Source organism: Micromonospora fiedleri (genome assembly GCF_016774385.1).
Taxonomy (GTDB): Bacteria; Actinomycetota; Actinomycetes; order Mycobacteriales; family Micromonosporaceae; genus Micromonospora; species Micromonospora gifhornensis.
Genome location: NZ_JAETXL010000017.1, coordinates 18,453 through 36,229 on the forward strand (window position 1 = coordinate 18,453; position 17,777 = coordinate 36,229).

19 protein-coding genes are annotated in these 17,777 nt (G+C 67.6%); 2 read left to right on the forward strand and 17 right to left on the reverse strand.

Annotated elements, in window-relative coordinates; genetic code table 11:
* Nucleotides 1-135 precede the first annotated feature (135 nt).
* The 10 genes from JMF97_RS29185 to JMF97_RS29230 all read right to left on the reverse strand — a co-directional run bounded on the left by JMF97_RS29185 (nt 136) and on the right by JMF97_RS29230 (nt 9,756).
* A complete protein-coding gene (locus JMF97_RS29185; RefSeq protein WP_203224465.1) occupies nt 136-300 on the reverse strand; it encodes an FxLD family lanthipeptide in 165 nt (54 codons plus the stop codon).
* Nucleotides 301-368: 68 nt separating this feature from the next.
* Nucleotides 369-1,574, reverse strand: coding sequence for a methyltransferase, FxLD system (gene fxlM / locus JMF97_RS29190; protein WP_203224466.1), 1,206 nt, complete (start codon nt 1,572-1,574; stop codon nt 369-371).
* A 567-nt stretch (nt 1,575-2,141) separates the two neighbouring features.
* Nucleotides 2,142-2,744 carry a GNAT family N-acetyltransferase gene (locus tag JMF97_RS29195; protein WP_238360382.1) on the reverse strand — a complete coding sequence of 201 codons (603 nt, stop codon included), beginning with the start codon at nt 2,742-2,744 and terminating at the stop codon, nt 2,142-2,144.
* A gap of 54 nt (nt 2,745-2,798) precedes the next feature.
* Nucleotides 2,799-3,548 carry a class I SAM-dependent methyltransferase gene (locus tag JMF97_RS29200; protein ID WP_203224468.1) on the reverse strand — a complete coding sequence of 250 codons (750 nt, stop codon included), beginning with the start codon at nt 3,546-3,548 and terminating at the stop codon, nt 2,799-2,801.
* A 71-nt stretch (nt 3,549-3,619) separates the two neighbouring features.
* On the reverse strand, nt 3,620-4,792 hold the full coding sequence (locus JMF97_RS29205) for a class II histone deacetylase (protein ID WP_203224469.1): 1,173 nt from the start codon (nt 4,790-4,792) through the stop codon (nt 3,620-3,622).
* Complete coding sequence (locus tag JMF97_RS29210) at nt 4,789-6,042, reverse strand: histidine decarboxylase (RefSeq protein WP_203224470.1); 1,254 nt, start codon at nt 6,040-6,042, stop codon at nt 4,789-4,791. The genes JMF97_RS29205 and JMF97_RS29210 overlap by 4 nt, the downstream gene beginning before the upstream one ends.
* A complete protein-coding gene (locus JMF97_RS29215) occupies nt 6,039-6,782 on the reverse strand; it encodes a hypothetical protein (protein ID WP_307817136.1) in 744 nt (247 codons plus the stop codon). The genes JMF97_RS29210 and JMF97_RS29215 overlap by 4 nt, the downstream gene beginning before the upstream one ends.
* A 331-nt stretch (nt 6,783-7,113) precedes the next feature.
* A complete protein-coding gene (locus JMF97_RS29220) occupies nt 7,114-8,559 on the reverse strand; it encodes an APC family permease (RefSeq protein ID WP_203224502.1) in 1,446 nt (481 codons plus the stop codon).
* Nucleotides 8,560-8,561: 2 nt separating this feature from the next.
* The gene (locus JMF97_RS29225) at nt 8,562-8,948 is read right to left on the reverse strand and encodes a hypothetical protein (protein ID WP_203224471.1); all 387 of its coding nucleotides are present in this window, start codon (nt 8,946-8,948) and stop codon (nt 8,562-8,564) included.
* A gap of 97 nt (nt 8,949-9,045) precedes the next feature.
* Nucleotides 9,046-9,756: a GNAT family N-acetyltransferase gene (locus JMF97_RS29230; protein ID WP_238360384.1), complete on the reverse strand. Its 711-nt coding sequence runs from the start codon at nt 9,754-9,756 to the stop codon at nt 9,046-9,048.
* Nucleotides 9,757-10,123: 367 nt separating this feature from the next.
* On the opposite strand from JMF97_RS29230, the gene JMF97_RS29235 reads away from it, so the two are divergent.
* Together JMF97_RS29235 and JMF97_RS29240 are read left to right on the forward strand one after the other, a co-directional pair.
* Nucleotides 10,124-11,128, forward strand: coding sequence for a hypothetical protein (locus JMF97_RS29235; RefSeq protein ID WP_203224472.1), 1,005 nt, complete (start codon nt 10,124-10,126; stop codon nt 11,126-11,128).
* Between the two features lie 15 nt (nt 11,129-11,143).
* Complete coding sequence (locus JMF97_RS29240; protein WP_203224473.1) at nt 11,144-12,079, forward strand: inositol monophosphatase family protein; 936 nt, start codon at nt 11,144-11,146, stop codon at nt 12,077-12,079.
* A 339-nt stretch (nt 12,080-12,418) separates the two neighbouring features.
* Here JMF97_RS29240 and JMF97_RS29245 read toward each other — a convergent pair whose 3' ends face one another.
* The 7 genes from JMF97_RS29245 to JMF97_RS29275 all read right to left on the reverse strand — a co-directional run bounded on the left by JMF97_RS29245 (nt 12,419) and on the right by JMF97_RS29275 (nt 17,373).
* Nucleotides 12,419-13,717, reverse strand: a complete 1,299-nt coding sequence (locus JMF97_RS29245) for a hypothetical protein (protein ID WP_203224474.1) — start codon at nt 13,715-13,717, stop codon at nt 12,419-12,421.
* Nucleotides 13,714-14,418, reverse strand: a complete 705-nt coding sequence (locus JMF97_RS29250) for a GGDEF domain-containing protein (protein ID WP_203224475.1) — start codon at nt 14,416-14,418, stop codon at nt 13,714-13,716. The genes JMF97_RS29245 and JMF97_RS29250 overlap by 4 nt, the downstream gene beginning before the upstream one ends.
* Nucleotides 14,419-14,605: 187 nt before the next feature.
* Nucleotides 14,606-15,451, reverse strand: a complete 846-nt coding sequence (locus tag JMF97_RS29255; protein ID WP_203224476.1) for a hypothetical protein — start codon at nt 15,449-15,451, stop codon at nt 14,606-14,608.
* 151 nt (nt 15,452-15,602) lie between these two features.
* The gene (locus tag JMF97_RS29260; protein WP_203224477.1) at nt 15,603-16,214 is read right to left on the reverse strand and encodes a hypothetical protein; all 612 of its coding nucleotides are present in this window, start codon (nt 16,212-16,214) and stop codon (nt 15,603-15,605) included.
* The gene (locus JMF97_RS29265) at nt 16,207-16,626 is read right to left on the reverse strand and encodes a hypothetical protein (RefSeq protein ID WP_203224478.1); all 420 of its coding nucleotides are present in this window, start codon (nt 16,624-16,626) and stop codon (nt 16,207-16,209) included. Before JMF97_RS29265 ends, JMF97_RS29260 begins: the two co-directional genes overlap by 8 nt.
* A 226-nt stretch (nt 16,627-16,852) precedes the next feature.
* Nucleotides 16,853-17,221 (reverse strand): hypothetical protein, encoded by a 369-nt coding sequence (locus tag JMF97_RS29270; protein ID WP_203224479.1) that lies wholly within the window; start codon nt 17,219-17,221, stop codon nt 16,853-16,855.
* Nucleotides 17,218-17,373: a hypothetical protein gene (locus JMF97_RS29275; protein ID WP_203224480.1), complete on the reverse strand. Its 156-nt coding sequence runs from the start codon at nt 17,371-17,373 to the stop codon at nt 17,218-17,220. Before JMF97_RS29275 ends, JMF97_RS29270 begins: the two co-directional genes overlap by 4 nt.
* Nucleotides 17,374-17,777 lie beyond the last annotated feature (404 nt).

The following is a 17,777-nucleotide window of genomic DNA, read 5'->3' on the forward strand; positions in this document are numbered from 1 at the left end:
GCGGGTGCGGAGTGCCCGGCCCGCATGGGCACGTTTCGTCAGGCCGGGCACTCCTGCCCTGGTGTCGATGGCTCGCTGTACGGCCTGCCGTGGATTGGGCTGGCATCAGAGCGGGCCACCAGCGGATGCGGCTGGTCAGCAGCTGGTGCAGGCCGACTCACACGTGTTGCCGCAGTTGTCCTCGGTCATCCTGATGATGTGCTCGACGGTGCCGCCGGCCTCGATGAATTCGATGTCGAGATCGAAGTCATCGAGAGAGCCGCCCTCGATGTCGGGCTGAACCGTGGCGAGCTGTGCCATGACAACCTCCTGATGTGGAGTGATAGGGGTTTCTCCGGCGCGGGCCGCAGAGGGGGCGCCGAAGTCTTCTAGGGCCAGGTGACAGCCAGGACGCCGTGTCGCTTGGTGGTGTGCCACCCGGTCAGACCGCTGGTGTCGCCGGTGTGCGGGTGGTAAATGATGTGGGCAGCGCCGCGCCGGTAGTAGCCGCCGGCCCAGGCGCGGATCATGGCGAGCAGTTCCCCACTGACTTGCTCGGCGTCCGGCCCGTGGGCGATGACACCGGTCTCGTAGCCGCTGACGGTCTGCGGGTTCTCCCGTTTGATGCGGTAGGCGAGAGTGCCGCCGCGTACCAGTGTGGGAGTGCCGATTCGGACCGTGCGGTTGACCACGCCCTGATCAATCGCGGCCTGCGCGGCGTGAATCAGCGGCATTTCCGGCCCGCTGGTCAACAGGTACAGCTCCAGTTCGTCAGGCATGTCGAACGGCGTGCCCGACCATCTCTCCACCGGCTTGGTGTGAAGCGCCTTGCGCAGCGCTGGCACATCGAAGGTGAGAGCGCTGTCCTGATCGAGGCGCAGCCCGACGTCGGGGGTGACCGGGATCAGTTGCTCGCTGGCGGCGCCGTCGCCCTGCATCGGCACGAACGAGCCGAGCCGGTAGTTGCTGGCCGCCAGCACCGACCTGCCGGGGGCGCGGTCGAAGGCGACCAGGCGGGTGATCCCGGCGAAGCGCAGCGGCACGACGATCCGGCCGTTCGGGGTGAGCTGATCGAGCCAGGCGGGCGGGATGTCCCACGCCCCGACCGTGACAATGATCCGGTCATACGGCGCGTACGCTGCCACGCCGTGCTCCGCGTCGGCGAGCACCACGTTGACCTGCTCGTACCCGGCCCTGTGCAGGCCCGCGCGGGCGCGGTCCACGATGTCGGCGTCGATGTCTACGGTCGTCACCGAACCCGTCGGCCCGACAATCTCCGCGATCAGGGCGGCGTTGTACCCGCCCGAACCGATCTCCAGCACCTTCATGCCTGGCCCTACGTCGGCCTGTTCGAGCTGGATGGCCTGAATGTGCGAGGCAGAAACCACGCTGGTCTGACGCCCCTGGCCGTCGATTTTCGGAACCAGTGTGGTGTTGGTCTGATACACCTTCTCCAGTGGTTCGCCCGGTGCGAAGTCATGCCTGGGCACCGCGTTCATCGCTGCAGCCACCCTGTGGGTGGTGATCAGACCTTCGTCGCGCAACGCAGTCACCATGGCCTGACGCAAGGCGGTGGCGGCATCGTCAACCTGCACTGTCATCGGAACTCTTCTCGTCGGAGGGCTGCCGGACTCGTGCGTCCTGCTTCGCCCAGTGGATCTAGCGAATTGGGTGGTAGACCTCGCCCGGAGGTTTGTCAGGAAAGTGTTAGTTGCTCGCGGGTCAATGGATGGGGACCGCGCCGGGGTTCTTGTCTCCGTGACCCTGCCGTCAGTGGCAGTCCGGCACCGGTCGCGGACGGGCCAGTAGCCGACCGATGGGTGCTGTCCGCTGCGGATGCGCCGACGGTGACGCGGGCGAGGAAGCGATCGGCGTACGCCGTGGCCAAGTACGGCGGTGTTGGCATGCCAGTAACGGGAAGGGTTCGGGGCGCGTGGCGCAGAATCGCTCGGCCAACAGTGTCGGCAACCACGACAGCGTCGAGGGCCTCCCCCGGCAGCCGGGTTGACACTGGTATCCGGGCTCGGTACTGGGCTGAGTGACCTGGGTCATCGCCTGATGGCACTGCCCACAATGCGCCAGCCCTGGCGGCAGATGAGTCTCGCGAAACCTTCATGAGCGCGGTCCCGTCTGGGCCTGCGGTGACGTACGAGTCGGCGGCGTTAGCCCTGTGGGGCCTGTCTGTAGTGGGTGGTCGACGTCGTGCTGCCGTCGCGATGAGGGATGTCATGGCTCATCGGGTGCAGGGCCGGACCGTTTGCGAGTGTGATCGCCGGCTGGGCTGTGTAGCCGCTGCGGGCGAGGAGGCGCAGTCCGTCCGGAATGGTCATGGTCCATGACGGCAGTTCGATCCCGTCGAGCTGGCTGCGGAGGTGCGTCATCAGTGCGGTGCCCAGGCGGGATCGCTGGTGGTGGGGGTGCACAGCGAGGTACGCGAGGTGGTAGTGCGCCTCGGTGGGCTGGTTGTTGGCGATGATGTTGTCGAGGGCGGCGAACTGGTTGGTGTGCGGGCCGGCGGCGTCGGCGAGGCGGGTCGGGTAGTTGGCCGGTGGTGGCAGCGGCCGGTACCGGTGGAAGCAGACGGCGGCGGCGGTGATGCCGCCGTCAGCGCTGAGGTAGATGTCGCCGTAGAACATCGCGTGCTCGATCCAGATCTTGGTGACAGCGGCCAGGACTTTGCCGCGCTGGTCCAGATCGGGGACCAGCCATGCGCCGAGCGGGGTGGGATAGAGCGCGGCGGCGATCATTCCCGCGACATGGTCCATCTCAGTCCACCGGGCGGTGCGGATCCGGTGTCTCATCTCAATGCCGCCCTGGTCTTAGTTGCCCTTGCGGGCATGGATGAAGCGGCGTTCGTAGGAACTCAGGAGCACCGTGGGGTCGGCCATGAGCGCGGCGAACCGGTCGGCGTCCGCGTCGGTGATGCCGGTGAGGTGGGGCCGTCGGTGTGTGACGACGCCGGTGACGAGGCGGCCTCCGGGGCCGCCTCCGGTCCAGGTTTCGGTGGTGGTGTGGACGCAGTACTGCACTATGCCGTTGTTCAGGAGGAGGGTTTCGGGGTCGGCCGTCCAGGTGCCGCCGTCACGGTTGGTGATGGTGGTGTGGAGCTGCTGCATGACGGCGTGGATGAGGGTGGCGTCTTCGTTGTCGGGGGCTCGGTGGATCCGCGGCGGGGTGGGTGTGAAGTCGGCGAGGACGAGCCAGCCGTCCGGCCGCAGCCGGGCGATCATCTGCTCCAGCACGTCGATGGGGTCGCGTAGTGGGTGGGGCCAGCGGGCGATGATGTGGTCGTAGCTGTCCAGCTTGCCGGGCAGCATCTCTCGGTCGAGGTCCCGTGGGGCGAGGTCGATGACGCTGGTGGGAGTGAGCTGGCTGGTGTCGGCGTCGACTGCGGTGACTGACCCGTAGCGGCCGACGAGTTGGGCCAGGCGGGCGGTGACATTGCCGGTACCGGCACCGATCTCCAGGATCCGCTGGTTGGTTCTGATGTCGAGCCGGTCGAGGTCGGTGAGGAAGATCGGGTCGAGTAGTGGGGGTGCGGTGTGGGCGGGTAGCGGCGTGGTGGTCACGGGTCCTCCTCCTGCTGTCGGCGGTGTTGGTGATGTCGCCGGCATCGGTGCCGGTGGCGTCTGACGTGCTGTCAGTTGCTGGTTCTGGCGGTGGTGGGCGGGCGGATGAGCTTGAGGAACTCGGTGGCCTCTTGGATCACTTCGTCTTGGTGGCGCAGGAGGGGTTCGGCGGCGTACTCGGCGGCGATGTCGGCGTAGGGGTCCGGGATTCCGGTGGTGTGACCGGACAGTTCTTCCAGGAACGCCAGGACGCAGAACGGCACGTACCACGGGTTGTAGCCGCCCTCGTGGGCGGCGACGAGGCGTCCGTGGCAGAGCCGGTCGGCCGCGTCGACGAGGAGTCGGGTCATGGTGCGGTAGCTGTCGGCGGTGAGGACCTGCCGGGACATGGGATCCCAGGCGTTCGCGTCGAAGCCGGCCGCGAGCAGAATCAGGTCGGGCTTGAACCGGTCGAGGGCCGGGAGGACGACCTGGCGCATGGCCTTGACGTAGGCGGCGTGCCCGCTGCCGGCGGGTAGTGGCACGTTGAGGGCGTACCCGGTGCCGTCGCGTACACCGTGTTCGTGGATCCAACCCGAGTTGGGCGGGTAGGACAAGGCTTGGTGCAGGGAGATGGTGAGCACGGTCGGATCGGTGTAGAAGATCGACTGGGTGCCGTTGCCGTGATGGGCGTCCCAGTCCACGATCGCGATCCGCGGCAGGCCGAGTTCGGCTTGGGCGTGCCTGGCGGCGACCGCGAGGGAGTTGAACAGACAGAAACCCATACTCGTGTCGGCGGTGGCGTGGTGGCCGGGTGGCCGCGTCAGGGCGTATCCCCTGGTGAGCTCACCTTTCACGACTGCGGTGACGAGTTCGACCAGGCCACCGGCGGCAAGTCGGGCGATGTCGTAGCTGCCGCGGCCTACCGGGCTGAAGCCGTCGCCGGCGTCTCCGCCGCTGCGCTCGCTCTGTTCCTTGATGTGCTGCACGTGGTCGCCGGTGTGGACTCGCAGGAGTTCGGTCATGGTGGCTTCGCGGGGCTCGATGACGACGAGTTTGCGGAGCAGGCCGCAGGCGTGGATCAGTTCGTGGGTGCGTCGTTTGGCGTCGGCGGCTTCGACGTGCTTGCCGGGTTGAACGCCTGCTAACGGGTCCGCGGGACGCAGGCCGGCGCTGGTGCCGGTGTCGTGCCATGCGAACAGCGGGTGGTAGACGTAGCCGGTAGGGCGAGGGATGTCGGTGCTCGCGGCAGGATGAGGGGTCATCGGGGTTGCCTTCCGTCAGTCGGTGGACGGCGCGGAACGAGGGACGCGGGGGTGTTCTCCGGTGCGGCTGGTACGCGGGGGCGCGGGATCGCCGCCGTCGGCGATGTGGTGGCGATGTCGGCGACGAAGGCGTCGATCTGCCTGCGGGTGACGCCGGGCATGCAGATGACGTGGCTGATCTCGCCGTCGGTGGCGATCAACCATTTGCGGCGGACGGGTTCGGGTGGGGTGGGCAGCACGACGGTGAAGGCGTGCGGGTGTCGCCAGGCGGGCCAGCCGGCGGCGGTGAGCCGGTCGACGGCGTAGGCGGCGAGGCGTCGGGATTCGCTGACCCGCCACCGGTGGCCTTCCCGGCCGTAGGTGGCGATGGCGTGCCACAGCAGGGCTGCCGACAGTCCGCAGCGGGAGCCGCTGATGGTGGTGTCGACGGTGTCGGTGTAGGTGATGTGCCGGCTGTGCGTGCGGGCGTGATTGCGGATGAGCACCACGCCGCAGGGTGTGGGCACGCCGAAGAACTTGTGTCCGGACACGGCGATGCTGCCGATGCCGCTGCTGCTGTCGAGGCGCAACCGGCCGTCGAGGGCCAGGGGAATGCCGGACAGCGCGGCATCGACGTGCAGGTGCCCGCCGGGGGTATGCGCGGCCAGGATGTCGTGGATGCGGGTGGTGTCGTCGACGGCCTCGGTCATGGTGGTGCCGGCGGTGGCGACCACGATCGCGGGCCGGGTGGGGCGTCGCCGGATCTGCGCGGCGAGGTGCGTGTAGTCCATCTCGCCGTCGCTGTTCGCTTTGATGACGACCGCGCGGGTGCCGATGATGTCGAGGATCTTGGGGATGGAGTAGTGGGCGGCCGTCGAGTGGTAGACGACCGCGCGGGGGTGACGGCGGTGAGCGGCGTGCAGGGCGGCGAGGTTGCCCTCGGTGCCGCCGCTGGTCACGTAGCCCCATCGGTCGTCCGGTGGCATGGTCAGGGTTTCGGCGACCCAGGCGACGACGGCCCGCTCCAAGGTTTTGGTGTGGGCTGCCCCGCCGGGGTCAGTCGTGGGGTCGCCGATGTTGTTCCACAGCCGGTTGCCCATGCGGGCTACGACCTCGTTGTAGTCGAGGTCCACGGCGCCGGGAAAACCGATGCTCGTCGCCGCAGCGGCGTCGGCCCGGTCGACGAGTTGCTGGAGCACGGCCGGGACGTCGATCTCCACTCGGCTCAAGTCCGCGGCAGCGGTGAGGTCGGTGACGGGAGTGGTGGTCACGCCGGCCGCCAGGCCGGTAGGTGGTCAGTGAGGACACCGTGCAGGACGTCGAGCTGTGCCCACATCTGCCGGGTGTTGTCGTCGCCCTGCTCGGTCAGGTTCGCGTACCGGTTGTGGTACGTGGCCCGGTCGGGGTCCAGGGTCTTGGAGCAGCGGATCCCGGTATCGCCGATCGACCGGTTGCGGTTCTGGTCCACGTACAGGGCGGTGCCGTCGGTCAGCAGGGCGTAGCACTGGCCGCGCAGGTCGAACATCGACATCCTGCCGCCGAGCGGTTGGTCACGGATCTGACGTGCGACCTGGTACCAGGGCCCCATCTCGGAGTCCAGCGTGGTCACCGCGACTCCGACGTACCGGGCGGAGGACGGCAGGGCCATGTCACCGCCGTTGACTAGGGAGTTCTCCGGACCGAGCGGATCCCACCTGCGTCCTGCCCTTGCGGCGCGGGTGATGTTGTCCCGTGCGATGGCGGCGAGGTCGACCAGGACCCGGTGCAGGTCGTTCGACTCGGGCGAGGACAGGAACAGGCGGGTGGCAAGCTTCAACTCGAACCCATGCGGCTGGTGATCGGCCGGTACGACATACAGCAACCCGACACCGTGCGGGCCGAGGGCGTCGCTGCGGTCCAGTCGCTCGAAGGCCGCCAGGACGTGTCCGACGTTGGCTCGCTGAAGCCGGTACCCGACCTGCTGACGCAGATGTGCCCACCGGCGTGCCTCCTCGGTCACCGGCTCGTCCACCGGTGCCAGACCGTACGGGCCTTGCGACCCGACCGGACCCACCGGGGCGATGGGGGCCACGGGCTCCGACACCGGGCCGTACGGGTCCGGTGTGGAGGCGGATGGCGAGACCGGTGCCGTTGGGACCTCAGGCGGGCGAGGGTAGCCGGCGGGTACCCGCGCCGGACCGTAACCCGGCGGTGGTTGCGCCGGTACCTGGCCAGCCGGTCTCGGGTAGCCGGTGGCGGAATGGCCCGCTGGGGGATGCTCCGGTCGCCAGCCGGGATCCAACGGATCGTAGTGCCGCCCAGGTGGCGGCGGGGCTGCGTGAGTCATCATCCTCGCTCCCGCCTCAGATCGAGACGTTGACGGTGTCGGGGACCGCGTGGGTCTTCGGCGTGCCGCGGCCGATAGCGGCGTACACCTGCGGGCGGACCCGACGCAGGTGCCCGGCCCACATCCCGCCTCCGACGGCGGTCGCGACGATGATCGCGGGCAGCAGGAACGGATACAGCGACCCGGGCGCGGCGCCGAGCAACGATCCGACGTTGCCGACCATCAAGCCCAGCACCACCGACCCGCCGATCAGCCCCAGCACCGGCGCAACCCGGAACGACCATCTCCACGGCCCCGGACCACGCACGCCCTCCGATGCCGCAACCGCCGCCACGGATGCGGCGAACAGCAGGCACAACAGGCCGAGCGCACCCACCGTCGACAGCCACGTGAACATCACCGCCACCGGGTCGGCCCCGGACGCGGCGAACGCGGCCACCACGACCGCCGCGATGACGGTCTGGGTCAGCGACCCGCCACGCGGCGCGCTGACCCGAGTCGCACTACTGGCCTGCGCGAGGCCGGCGGGCAGGACGTGTTCCCGGGCCATCGCGAACACATAACGCGCAATCACGGAATGGAACGCGAGCATCGAGGTGACGATCGCGAAAACAAGCATGACCCCCGCGACGGCCACCCACCCGCTACCAGCACGCTCCAGAACCAAGAACGGCAAGCCCACCGCCGGGTCGGCAGCAGCCTCGGCGACCTGCCGGGGCCCGACCGCGACGCCCATAGCCCAGGCCGCGATCGAGTAGACCGCGCCGAGCACGGCCACCCCACCGATGCAGGCGCGGCTGATCGACCGCCGGTCGACGGCCTCCTCAGCGAACGACCCCGCCGCGTCGATGCCCATGAACGCGGCCACACACAACGCGACCGCGCCACCGATGCCACTGACCGCCAACCCGGACGCCTCGGAGCCCTCCCAGGACACCTCCCCACCAGCTGGCTGCCACAGCGCAGCGGCCACGAACACCGCCACGATCAGCAGCGACACCGCCAGCACGGCGACCAGGACCCGGGTGGACAGCACGATCGCCCGCACACCCAACACCCCGACCACCGCCAGGGCGATGCCCGCCCACACCCACCACACGCCACCCAGCGTGCCCGCGAGAGTCGCACCAACCAGCCCGTACAAGCTGACCTGAATGCTGTTGTAGGCCAGCAGCGCGACCATCCCGCCCGCCACTGCCCACCGGCGGCCCAGGCCATGCGCGAGGATCCCGTAGTACGCCGCCGGATGCCCCACCTGACGTGCCATGGCGGTGTAGCCGACCGCCAACAATGCCACCGTCACGGCGACGACAACGAACGTCAACGGCAGCGCCGTCACTCCGGTGGTCGCATACGTCGCGGGAATACCACCGACGAGGACCACCATCGGCGCCGAAGCAGCCGCACCGAACACCCACAACCCGAACGGACTCAACGTCCGACGCGCCAACCCCACTTGCACTGTCACCGCGACTCCCCCCGCTGCGGCGAGTCCGCGCACGACCAGCTACGGCAACCCTTCACCGGATGCCGATCCACGGCGGCGGCGTTGACCGGCACCAGGTACACCGCCACCGGCCGCACCGGGCCGGAATGCCAGTAGCTCTGGTCGCGGGCGAGGCGCCGTTCGGCCACGTCCTTGTCGGGCGTGAACCCGAACAGGTCGTGGCTGCCGTTGCGCCACTCGCGCCGGATCGCGTAACCCCACACGAACTCGGTCGACGTTCCGGCTCCCGCGTCCGGGACGGCACCAGCGGGACGCGCCAAGCCCAGTCGCGTGGCCAACCACTGCCCCACGTTGCGCCGTCGTAGGGCGGTTGTGGTGACGGGATCGGTGGCTGTGGTCAGCATGAGAAACAGTCCTCCTCCAGAAGTTGGGTATGACGAGGTGGCCCGCTGGCCGACGAAACGCCAGCAGGTGATCAACGTGATGTCAGAGCCGTGCCGCTCAGGGCGAACGCGGTGACGCCGTCAGCAGCAGCGCGCCGCGAAACGGAATCGCCGTGCGCTCGGCACGGACCCGAGCTGGCAACTCGTCACCCGTGGCGTCGCCGGATCGTCCGGCGCACGGTGGTCGCCACATGCGCCACAGCACCGGACCACCGGGCTCCAGCAGGATCGGCGACCGCGGCACGTAACCGAGCCGGGCCAGCAGGCCATCCCGAGGACGGTCCGTGCTCACCTCCGCGTACGCCGGCAGCCCCACCACGTCGAGGGACCGGTGGTAGCCGGCCAGCAACGCGCTGCCCACCCCGGCCTGCCGACGGTCGGCGGCGACCGCCAGGTGCGCGAGGTAGTGATGCGCCGTGTGCGGGTGCACCGCGTCGACGTACGCGTGCAGCAGACCGAACCGGGTCGCATGCGCGCCGAGCAGCCGATGCAGGTCGTACATCCACACCGCGGACGCCGGTGGTGTCGCCGGCCGCGAGTACCAGATCGCGACGGCGGCATGGTCGTCAGTCGTGTCGACCTGGCCGTGTGCCAACCCCTGCGCCACGACGAGCCGCGCGTACCGTCGCAACACCGCCGGGCGCTCGGCCGCATCCGGCACCAGCCAGGCACCCAACCGCTGACTCAGCAACGCGTCCGCCAGCACCCTGGACAGGACGGCGGCATCATCGCCGGTCGCGCGACGGACACCGGATTCCATCAACCGCATCTCAGCTCCCCGAAGCTTGATTGACACCGTCGTGTCCGGTCGCCCCAACAGCTGGTGGTGGCGTGACGCAGACACTTCCAGCTCATGCTTGGCAATACACCTTTCTGGGCGACCGCAGGCAGACCGATCTATGGGCATCCTGACCAGCCCGAACGCGTCGCAGGACCATGTTTGCCCAGCAGGATGGGTATGGTGCTCTCGATCGTCGTCCATCACAGCCCTAGCACCTGCCGAAAGGGGCACCATGGGTATTTCCACATCCACGAGCCGGGGCGTCAGTCCGCAGGCGCGTGGCCGGGAGTTGGCTCGACTTGGCAAGCAGCTGTGGCGTGAGACAGAATCCGTCAAGGCGGCCGCAGCTGAGTTGATGAGTCGAAACCCGGACGTTCCCAGTATTCAGGCATACCGCTATGCCGCTGGGCTTTCACAGGACCAAGCAGCATTGCGCTATAACGAGGTGACCGAACATCAAACAAGCCTCGGAGGAACAACGATAAATGCGTGGGAGACGTGGGCGCGCGCCCGAGGCGCGGGATCACCTCCGAACTTCTCTAGCTTGCTCATTCTTGCCGAAGCCTATGGACGGGGACCACTCGGAGTCGCCGCCGAAGACATTTCACCAGGTGACCTGGTTTCAGAGGCATATGAGCGACTCCCTCCCGAAGACCAGTTATCGTTAAAGAAATTTTCGGCCAGGAGGAGTAGTCATTCGCCAGGAGTCGTCAGCGCGACGACCCAACTAGACCGACAAGTCGAAGGCTGGGGCCACCTCGTTGGATCAGACTTCAACCTAACGGTCCCCACTGTCGACTACGGAAACCCCGAAATATGCGTGTTTTCGCTACCGAATCCCCGTCCCGGGAACCTCCTAGATATCGATTGGTGGACTTTCGGCTTTGGAATTGAGCGCTTAATAAGGCAAATAAAGAACCTAGGAAGGCGCCTTGAGGTCGACATCTGCTTCGGTGTCAACGAAGCAGGCTTGGTAATGGCCACATTCCTAGCTTCCGCCCAGTTCTCCCGATGCGCCATAGGCTACCTCCGCTGCAACAAGGTCCGTGACAGCATTGTCCTCGACTCAACTTCCTTCTACCCCGATGCCGAGGAGGCCACTACGATTCTTATCTGCGATTTCGAGGTCAAGCATGCGGATGTAGTCGGCTTCATCGCCAGCGAGATTCGGCGCAGATACCCGAAAGCACTGCTCTACTTCGCGGTTTTCGGCGCGATGACGAAGGGGTCAGACCTCGAAGTAGCAAGCTTCGATGACCTTACGGGCTCACAAATCATGCGAGCAGCAGACTTCTCGGCAGTATTCATAGCTGCAACAATGAGTCCGCCCGGCATTGAGCCACCCCTTGAACTACGATAGACCTGGAAGGTACCCATGGAAAACGTTGCCCAGCTGCCTGAACTTGCCAGGAAGACAGCGGAGGTGGTGGAAACTCTCATGCTTGAGATCCGCCCGAAACTAATGGAAGCCGCCTTCTCAGGCAACGTTGGCGAGAGTGAGAACCTCCGGCACTCGGACAACTTCTTGTCTGTCCACGACATGTGGTTGCATGAGCGGTATTGCGAGCTGATGGCCCGTCACCTCGGCTCGTTTGTGTACGCCTCCGAGGAAGCGGAACCACAAGTCGTCGGCAATGAGAGCGATCCGGATCTGTGCATCCTTGTCGACCCCCTCGACACCAGTGAACTGGCTGTCCGAGGGCTCCTCGGGTACACGCACATCATGATCTACTCGCGGGCGCTCGCGCGGCCGATCGTGTCGGTAGTCGGCGATATTTACCACCATGTGCGACTATATGTCGCAGCGCGGCACGAGGACGGCGAGGACTACGCTTATGCATATACCGCCGATGGCACTTATCACGCGCTCGGCCACCGAGAACCTAAACGTTTATCGGAGGCGCTTCTCACGAACTTCCTCATGCGGCCTACTGAGCGACTCTTGCCATTAAGTCGCCAAGAGCGCCTGATGAACGCCCTGGATCAGCGCGATAAAGACGGCAAGAGTCGCGGCAGGATCGGGGTTGATTTTGGCTCGGTCAGCCTCTGCCATGTGGCGACAGGCTTTACCGAGGGAGTACTGGAGTTCGCCAAGGGCTTCGCGATATGGGATTTAGCCCCGGGTCACTACATTCTACATTCAGCCGGGGGTGTCGTCCTTGACCTTACAGGAAAACCGATTTCCCTTGACTACAATTTACGGTCATTGTCCGACATTTCGCGAGCAATGGACCGGAGGCAGAAGTTTGTCGCCGCAGGCACCCTTGATCTAGCTCAAGAAATCTTACGCCACCTCGACTTGTCAGAGTGAATGCAAGCAGGCAAGCCTGAATCAAAGGCATATAAGCTGCGACATCAACAGCGTGAGGGCGCCCGTGAAGTGGCGGGGGCGCCCCTACGTCGCCCAAATCGACCGCAACCGCCCATTCCCGGCGACGCGGTCCGGTCACCGAGATGGTTAGCGGAGGCAGGATCCTCATCCGCCATTAGACCTTAGGCGCCGTGTTTGCTGCCGGCACGTCCCGTGTCTTAATGGCAGTGATCAGGCCAGCTGTGCGCAGGTGTCGGCTCCTGCCGGGCGTTGATTGCAAGTGGCGAAGCGCAGAAAGGCCGGGATGTGTGGTGGTGGGCGAGCCCACCACCACAAAGGCTAGCCGTTCTCGGTGCTCCGTCCCTTCTCGGCGGTCCGGCTGCCGAGTACGCGGACGGTGCTGCTCAGCTTGATGGGTAGGTCGTCATATCCCTTGAGGAATGGCTCGATGTCGATTGTTCGGCGGAGGCTTCGGCCGGGGCCGTATGGCTGTTGGCGTTCGTGGCCGGTGACCCAGAACCGGTGATCGGGTTTCGCCCGGGTGCGAGTGCCTGCGGGTTGGCTCCGTTGCGGTGGTGGAATGGTGGTGCGGGGTTTGATCCGTACGATCCTGACGTCGGGGGCGGGGCGCTGGTTGCGTTGGTACGCCTTGGTGGTGCCCTTGGGCAGTTTCGCCGGTACGGTTTCGGTCAGCTGCTGTTTGATCAGGAGCCAGGTGGTGATGAGGGGGCCGAGGGGGTGGCGTCCGTCGAGCTTGGCGCGGCGGGCGATGTAATCGGTGTGGATCGGTACGAGCCAGCCGATCTCGTGTCGCAGCGCGGGCATCAGGTCGTCGTCTAGGGCGCTGCCAATGCTGCGGTAGCCGATGATCTGCCAGCCGTCGGCGTGGGGCGTCCAGGAGACGGCGGCGAGCTGCCGGGTGTCGCCGACGGGTTCGGGCCAGGCGAGCAGTCCGGCTGGTGAGGATGAGAGTTCGTCGGTGACCGTCGCCGGGGGCTGGTCGCCGCTGACCTCGTTGATCCGATCGGTGAATTCCTGGTTGATCCAGTACATGGGTACGAGGTCGAGTTGGTTGGCCAGAGTCCTGCGCTGGCCGGGGTCGTTGATGGGTGCCGGCAGTCCGGCAGGACCACGTAGGAGCCTGGTGAACCGGTCGCGGATCTTCGGCAGCATCTCGGCGGTGATCCGGGCCGGCGGCCAGTCGGCGGTGGTGAGCAGTGTTCTGCCTTCACGGCCGAGGACGATGCCGCGGTGCAGTGTGCGCAGGACCGCGTACTCGTCGCTGCTGGGTGGCCAGAGCATGAGGGCGGCGCAGTGGGCGGTGAGGGCATCGGAGTCGTCGGCCTCGATGTGCTGGGCGCAGCGGTAGCAGACATGCCACTGGTTGCTGTAGGTCACGAGGACGCCAGCCGAGAGGTCCCCGATCTGGATGAGGCTGGTGCGGTAGTTCCACACGGGCAGTCCGGCGGTGCAGGTGTGGCAGCGGTGGAAGACCTGCTGGAGCTGGCTGGCGTCAACGGGCACCACGTCGTGCCGGTCTTCGGTGACGGGATGCCGGTAGACGGTGCGGTCCCCATCCGAGTCCTCGGTGAGAACGTGGTGACAGGTGGCGCAGGCGGTGAGGGTAGCGAGGTTCATTCGACGCTCCCCCGCTGGTCGCGGCGCAGGTCACGCAGGCGTGGTCCACGGCGGCGCTCCCGGTCGGGCATGGTCATGCCGGGCGTGTAGAGGACGTGACGGTCGCCGCCGTGGTGCTTGGCGTGGTACATGGCGGTGTCGGCGCGGTGCAGGGCGATGTCCTGCACCGGGTCGGTGCTGGCCACGGCGGCGATGCCGAGGCTGGCCGTGACGGTCACCGCGACCGGACCACTGTCGGCCTGGACCTTGACCGGCGCGGCGATCACGCTGTTGAACCGATCCGCGATGTCGCTGATCGGGTGGCGGCCGACGGGCAGGATGGCGGCGAACTCGTCGCCGGAGAGGCGGGCGACGGTGCCGCCGTAGGTGTGGGCGAGCCGGTTCAGCCGGTCGGCGGTCTCCATGAGCAGGTCGTCGCCTGCGTCGTGACTGTGGGTGTCGTTGATCTCTTTGAACTGGTCGAGGTCGATCAGCATGACGATGAGCGGTTGCGGGTCGCTGGTTGCGGCGATGGTGGCGTGGACGGTGCGCAGGCCGGTGCGGTTGAGTAGGCCGGTGAGCGGGTCGTGGGTCAGCTGCCAGGCGGCGTCAGCTAGCTCTTTGCGCAGCCGATGGATGGTCGGCCGGGTGGACAGGTAGCCGACTCCGACCCCGAGTGTGGCCGCCACGATGGTGGCGATCACGAGGAGTGTGGTGGACACTGGGTTCCTCCTTCGTTGGAGAACCCGGGACGCGTACGTTGTCTAGGCGAGGCGTCCCGGGTCCAGATGCGACGACGGCCCGCCTTCTGGCGGGCCGTTTGCGTGCTCGATGCCCACGTGGCACGGGCACTGCGGGGCGGGCTTTGGTGTGTTCCTCGGCAATGGCGTTGCCCGCTCGGTCGGGTGGTTAGGGTCTGGCCTGCTTCTGCGTGTTTGGGCTGGCCGGGTGATGTGTGGTGGTCGTGCGCCAGGGCCAGAGGTAGGCAGCGAGGCTGTACCGCCCGCTGGTGTCGGGGTGGACGCGGTCGGCCTCGACGCGGCGGGTGGTGTGACCGTCGTCGACTTCCCAGGAGATGACGGCGGTGTCGTGGTCCCAGGTGATGATCGGGTGCTCGCCGGGCATGTCACCGATGCGGACAAGGTCGAGGTCGTCGGCGATCTGGCGGACGGTGGCGTAGTCGAAGCGGGCCAGAACGCCGCCGAGGGCGGTGTAGTCGACGGCGACGACGGCGGGGTATTCCAGTTCGGCCACCGCGTCGGCGGTCACGGTCGCGGGCGCCCATGTGGCGTCGGGAGGGGCGATGTCGTCGCGGTGGTCGAGGACTTCGACGCCCGCGGTGGTGTGCAGGGCGGTGGGGTCGAGTGCGAGCCAGTGTCCGCCGGTTGCGGCGCCTCGGCGCAGCAGCTTGATCAACGATTGGCGTTTCGGGTCGCGGTAGGTGCGGTCGAGGCGCAGGAAGCCGGCGGCACGGTCGGGTTGGCCGGGTGTTCCCCGAGTGCCGGTGGGGGTGTGCAGCCAGGTGTGGGCCTGAACGCGTCGTGGGCTGCCGTCCTTGTCGTACCAGAGCGGTACGCCGTTGGAGCCGATCCAGTCTCCGTCGGGCTCGGAGTCCCAGATCAACGCTGCTTTGGTGGCGGCCTTGGCGAGGACCTGCTGGCCGGTGATCCGGTGCTCTCGTGCGGCGAGGGCGTGCTCGGCCAGGGGCAGCACGTCATCGAGGTGCCACCACAGGCGTTTGGGTGGGGTTGGCATAGCCAAACTCCTTTTCAGGGGATGAACCCGGGGACGCGCATGCCGTGGCGTGGCGTCCCGGGTCCAGATGCGATGACGGCCCGCCTTCTGGCGGGCCGCTCTTTCTGTGTGCGCCGCCGGAGGGCGGCGTCCTCGACGTGTCGGTCGAGGGTCAGTGGGGGGCGGTCGGTGGGACGGATCCGTCGAGGTTCCAGGTGGCGCCAACGCGGGCCGGGTAGCGGCCGGAGTGGGCGTCTCCGCCGGGGTACGGCGACTGGTAGGGCTCGTCGGTGCGGGGCCGCCGGTCGGTGACCCGGTCGGGATCGCTCGGGGTGCCTTTCGGTCGATGCTCGTAGCGCTCGGACCGCAGGTTGACCAGGTCGACGTGGGAGGTGTAGGGCATGTAGACGCCGTGCAGGATGGTGCCGCCGAGCCGGTTGCAGCAGGCCACCGAGACCGGGTACCAGCCGGTCCGGGCGAGGGTGACGAGGTGGCCACAGTTCAGGGCCACCTCGAACACGCACAGCCGGTGCAGTTCCTGACCGTCCGGCGGACTGGCCGGGTCCGGGCCGCCGCCGGTGCCGGATTGGGTGCAGGGGTGGCAGATGGGGCCGAGGTCGGGGTGGTAGCCGGCGTCGCATGCCTCGCACACGATGCGCAGGCAGGACCGGCATTCGCCGGAGGCGATGGTGTGCAGGCTGGTGCCGCAGTAACCGCACGGCCCGGTCAGGCAAGCGTCGGTGTGATGTCCCGGGGAGTGCTGCTCGCAGGGGTGCTCACGCATGGCGACCTCGCCGCAGGTGCTGGTAGACAGTGGCGGCGGTGAGCGGTCCGCCGGTAAGGCTGGTCGGCGGGCCGATGCGCTTCCAGCCGACGAACTCGCACGCCAGCCAGGTGGTGTGGCCGTTGGCGGTGACGGCGACGACGTCGCCGGTGGACAGGGAGCGCAGCCGCAGCAGCCGATAGGTGCAGGCGATGAGGAAGTCCGCCTCCCCGTTCGGCGTCGCCCGTTCGGTCTCCAGGTGGTCAAGGTCGGCGTTGAAGACGTGGAAAGCCCAGTCGGCGAGTTGCTCCGGGGCAGCGGTGGCGGGCAGGTGCCGCCAGTGGGTGATGACCTGGGTGAGCGTATGGCCGGGCTCGTAGGGGAAGAACCGGCTGTCGGCGTTGTGATAGACGTCGATAACGTGCAGGGTCATGGCAGCTCCAGTTCGAGGTCAGGTGTGGGATGCGGGATCGGTCACGGGGCTTCGCAGCGGTGCGGGCGGGCCGATCGGGCGGGCGCGCAGGATCTGCTCGGGCAGCACCATCGCGGCGGGCTGTCCGGTCAGGGGGTGTGTGGTGATCCGGTACCCGGTGGCCCAAAGCAGGTTCCAGCGCTCGGCGGGTGCCGCTGGGCGGGTGCCGGCGGGGTCGCCGTGGAAACTAGACGCCGAGGTCGGCAAGCTGCGCGGCGAGCGGGGTCGCCCGGTAGTGGCTGATCCGACCGGCCAGCATGGGGCATCCGCTGGCGGAGTAAGCGGCGCACACGGGGTGCATGCCCGGCTCGTGGCTGATGAACGCCCGTAGGTCGCTGTCGCGCATCGCGAAGACGATCCGCGCCGGGTCGAGCGGGCCGCCGCAGGTCTGGCAGAGCCGGTCGCGCAGCGCCTCGAGCTGCCGGTGGTAGTCGACGTTGCCGAAGCGGTACCGGCCATCGGGTGTGCGGGCGGTGATCCAGGGGACGACGAGCCCGCCAATGACGGGCCGGCGGGCCAGGCGTACCGGGATGGCGGGAACGTCGGGCGCGGTCATGCCCTCACCGCCAGACGGTGCGGGCCGGTGAGGGTGTGGCGCATCTGGTGGATCGCGCGGCGTTCCAGGCAGCGGACGGCTTCGGCGCTACGACCCATGAGGAGGTGGGAGAACCAGTCGATGTCGGTCAGGTACCAGCGGGGCTTGAGCATGTCGTGCTCCAAAGGACAGCAAGAAGGCGGCCACCGGGTGGTGACCGCCTCAAGGGATGGGGATCCCGCGTCCCGATCGCGTGGGCGAGGGGCGCGGGTTTGTGGGTGCCAGATCCGAGGCTGGCGACGGCGGCCGACCGGTAGTGGTGGGCGCGTTGCCGTCGCGCGAGGCGTCAGATCAGAGGCACATAGGAAGTAGGGAGAGCCTTCAGGCTAGGCGTGTGGGAGCCTCGACGGTCGGGCTGTCAGGTTCGGCCACCTGGCAGCACCTGACAGCCCGACGATGGCCCCTTCCCTTGTCAGGTTTGCCCGTCGGAGCGGGACCCTGCGGGGCTGCGGGACCTCGTCCCGGTGGCAGGCTGCCGCTGGGTCCCGCTCCGACCAGCCGATACCGGGGTACCGGG

Bases quoted from the DNA above. Each gene is read 5' to 3' on its own strand.
- JMF97_RS29195 (WP_238360382.1), bottom strand. From the start codon at position 2,744: ATGGACCATGTCGCGGGAATGATCGCCGCCGCGCTCTATCCCACCCCG.
- JMF97_RS29240 (WP_203224473.1), top strand. From the start codon at position 11,144: ATGGAAAACGTTGCCCAGCTGCCTGAACTTGCCAGGAAGACAGCGGAG.
- JMF97_RS29270 (WP_203224479.1), bottom strand. From the start codon at position 17,221: ATGACCGCGCCCGACGTTCCCGCCATCCCGGTACGCCTGGCCCGCCGG.
- JMF97_RS29225 (WP_203224471.1), bottom strand. From the start codon at position 8,948: ATGCTGACCACAGCCACCGATCCCGTCACCACAACCGCCCTACGACGG.
- JMF97_RS29230 (WP_238360384.1), bottom strand. From the start codon at position 9,756: ATGCGGTTGATGGAATCCGGTGTCCGTCGCGCGACCGGCGATGATGCC.
- JMF97_RS29235 (WP_203224472.1), top strand. From the start codon at position 10,124: ATGAGTCGAAACCCGGACGTTCCCAGTATTCAGGCATACCGCTATGCC.
- JMF97_RS29185 (WP_203224465.1), bottom strand. From the start codon at position 300: ATGGCACAGCTCGCCACGGTTCAGCCCGACATCGAGGGCGGCTCTCTC.
- JMF97_RS29205 (WP_203224469.1), bottom strand. From the start codon at position 4,792: ATGACCCCTCATCCTGCCGCGAGCACCGACATCCCTCGCCCTACCGGC.
- JMF97_RS29255 (WP_203224476.1), bottom strand. From the start codon at position 15,451: ATGCCAACCCCACCCAAACGCCTGTGGTGGCACCTCGATGACGTGCTG.
- JMF97_RS29265 (WP_203224478.1), bottom strand. From the start codon at position 16,626: ATGACCCTGCACGTTATCGACGTCTATCACAACGCCGACAGCCGGTTC.
- JMF97_RS29260 (WP_203224477.1), bottom strand. From the start codon at position 16,214: ATGCGTGAGCACCCCTGCGAGCAGCACTCCCCGGGACATCACACCGAC.
- JMF97_RS29245 (WP_203224474.1), bottom strand. From the start codon at position 13,717: ATGAACCTCGCTACCCTCACCGCCTGCGCCACCTGTCACCACGTTCTC.
- JMF97_RS29275 (WP_203224480.1), bottom strand. From the start codon at position 17,373: ATGCTCAAGCCCCGCTGGTACCTGACCGACATCGACTGGTTCTCCCAC.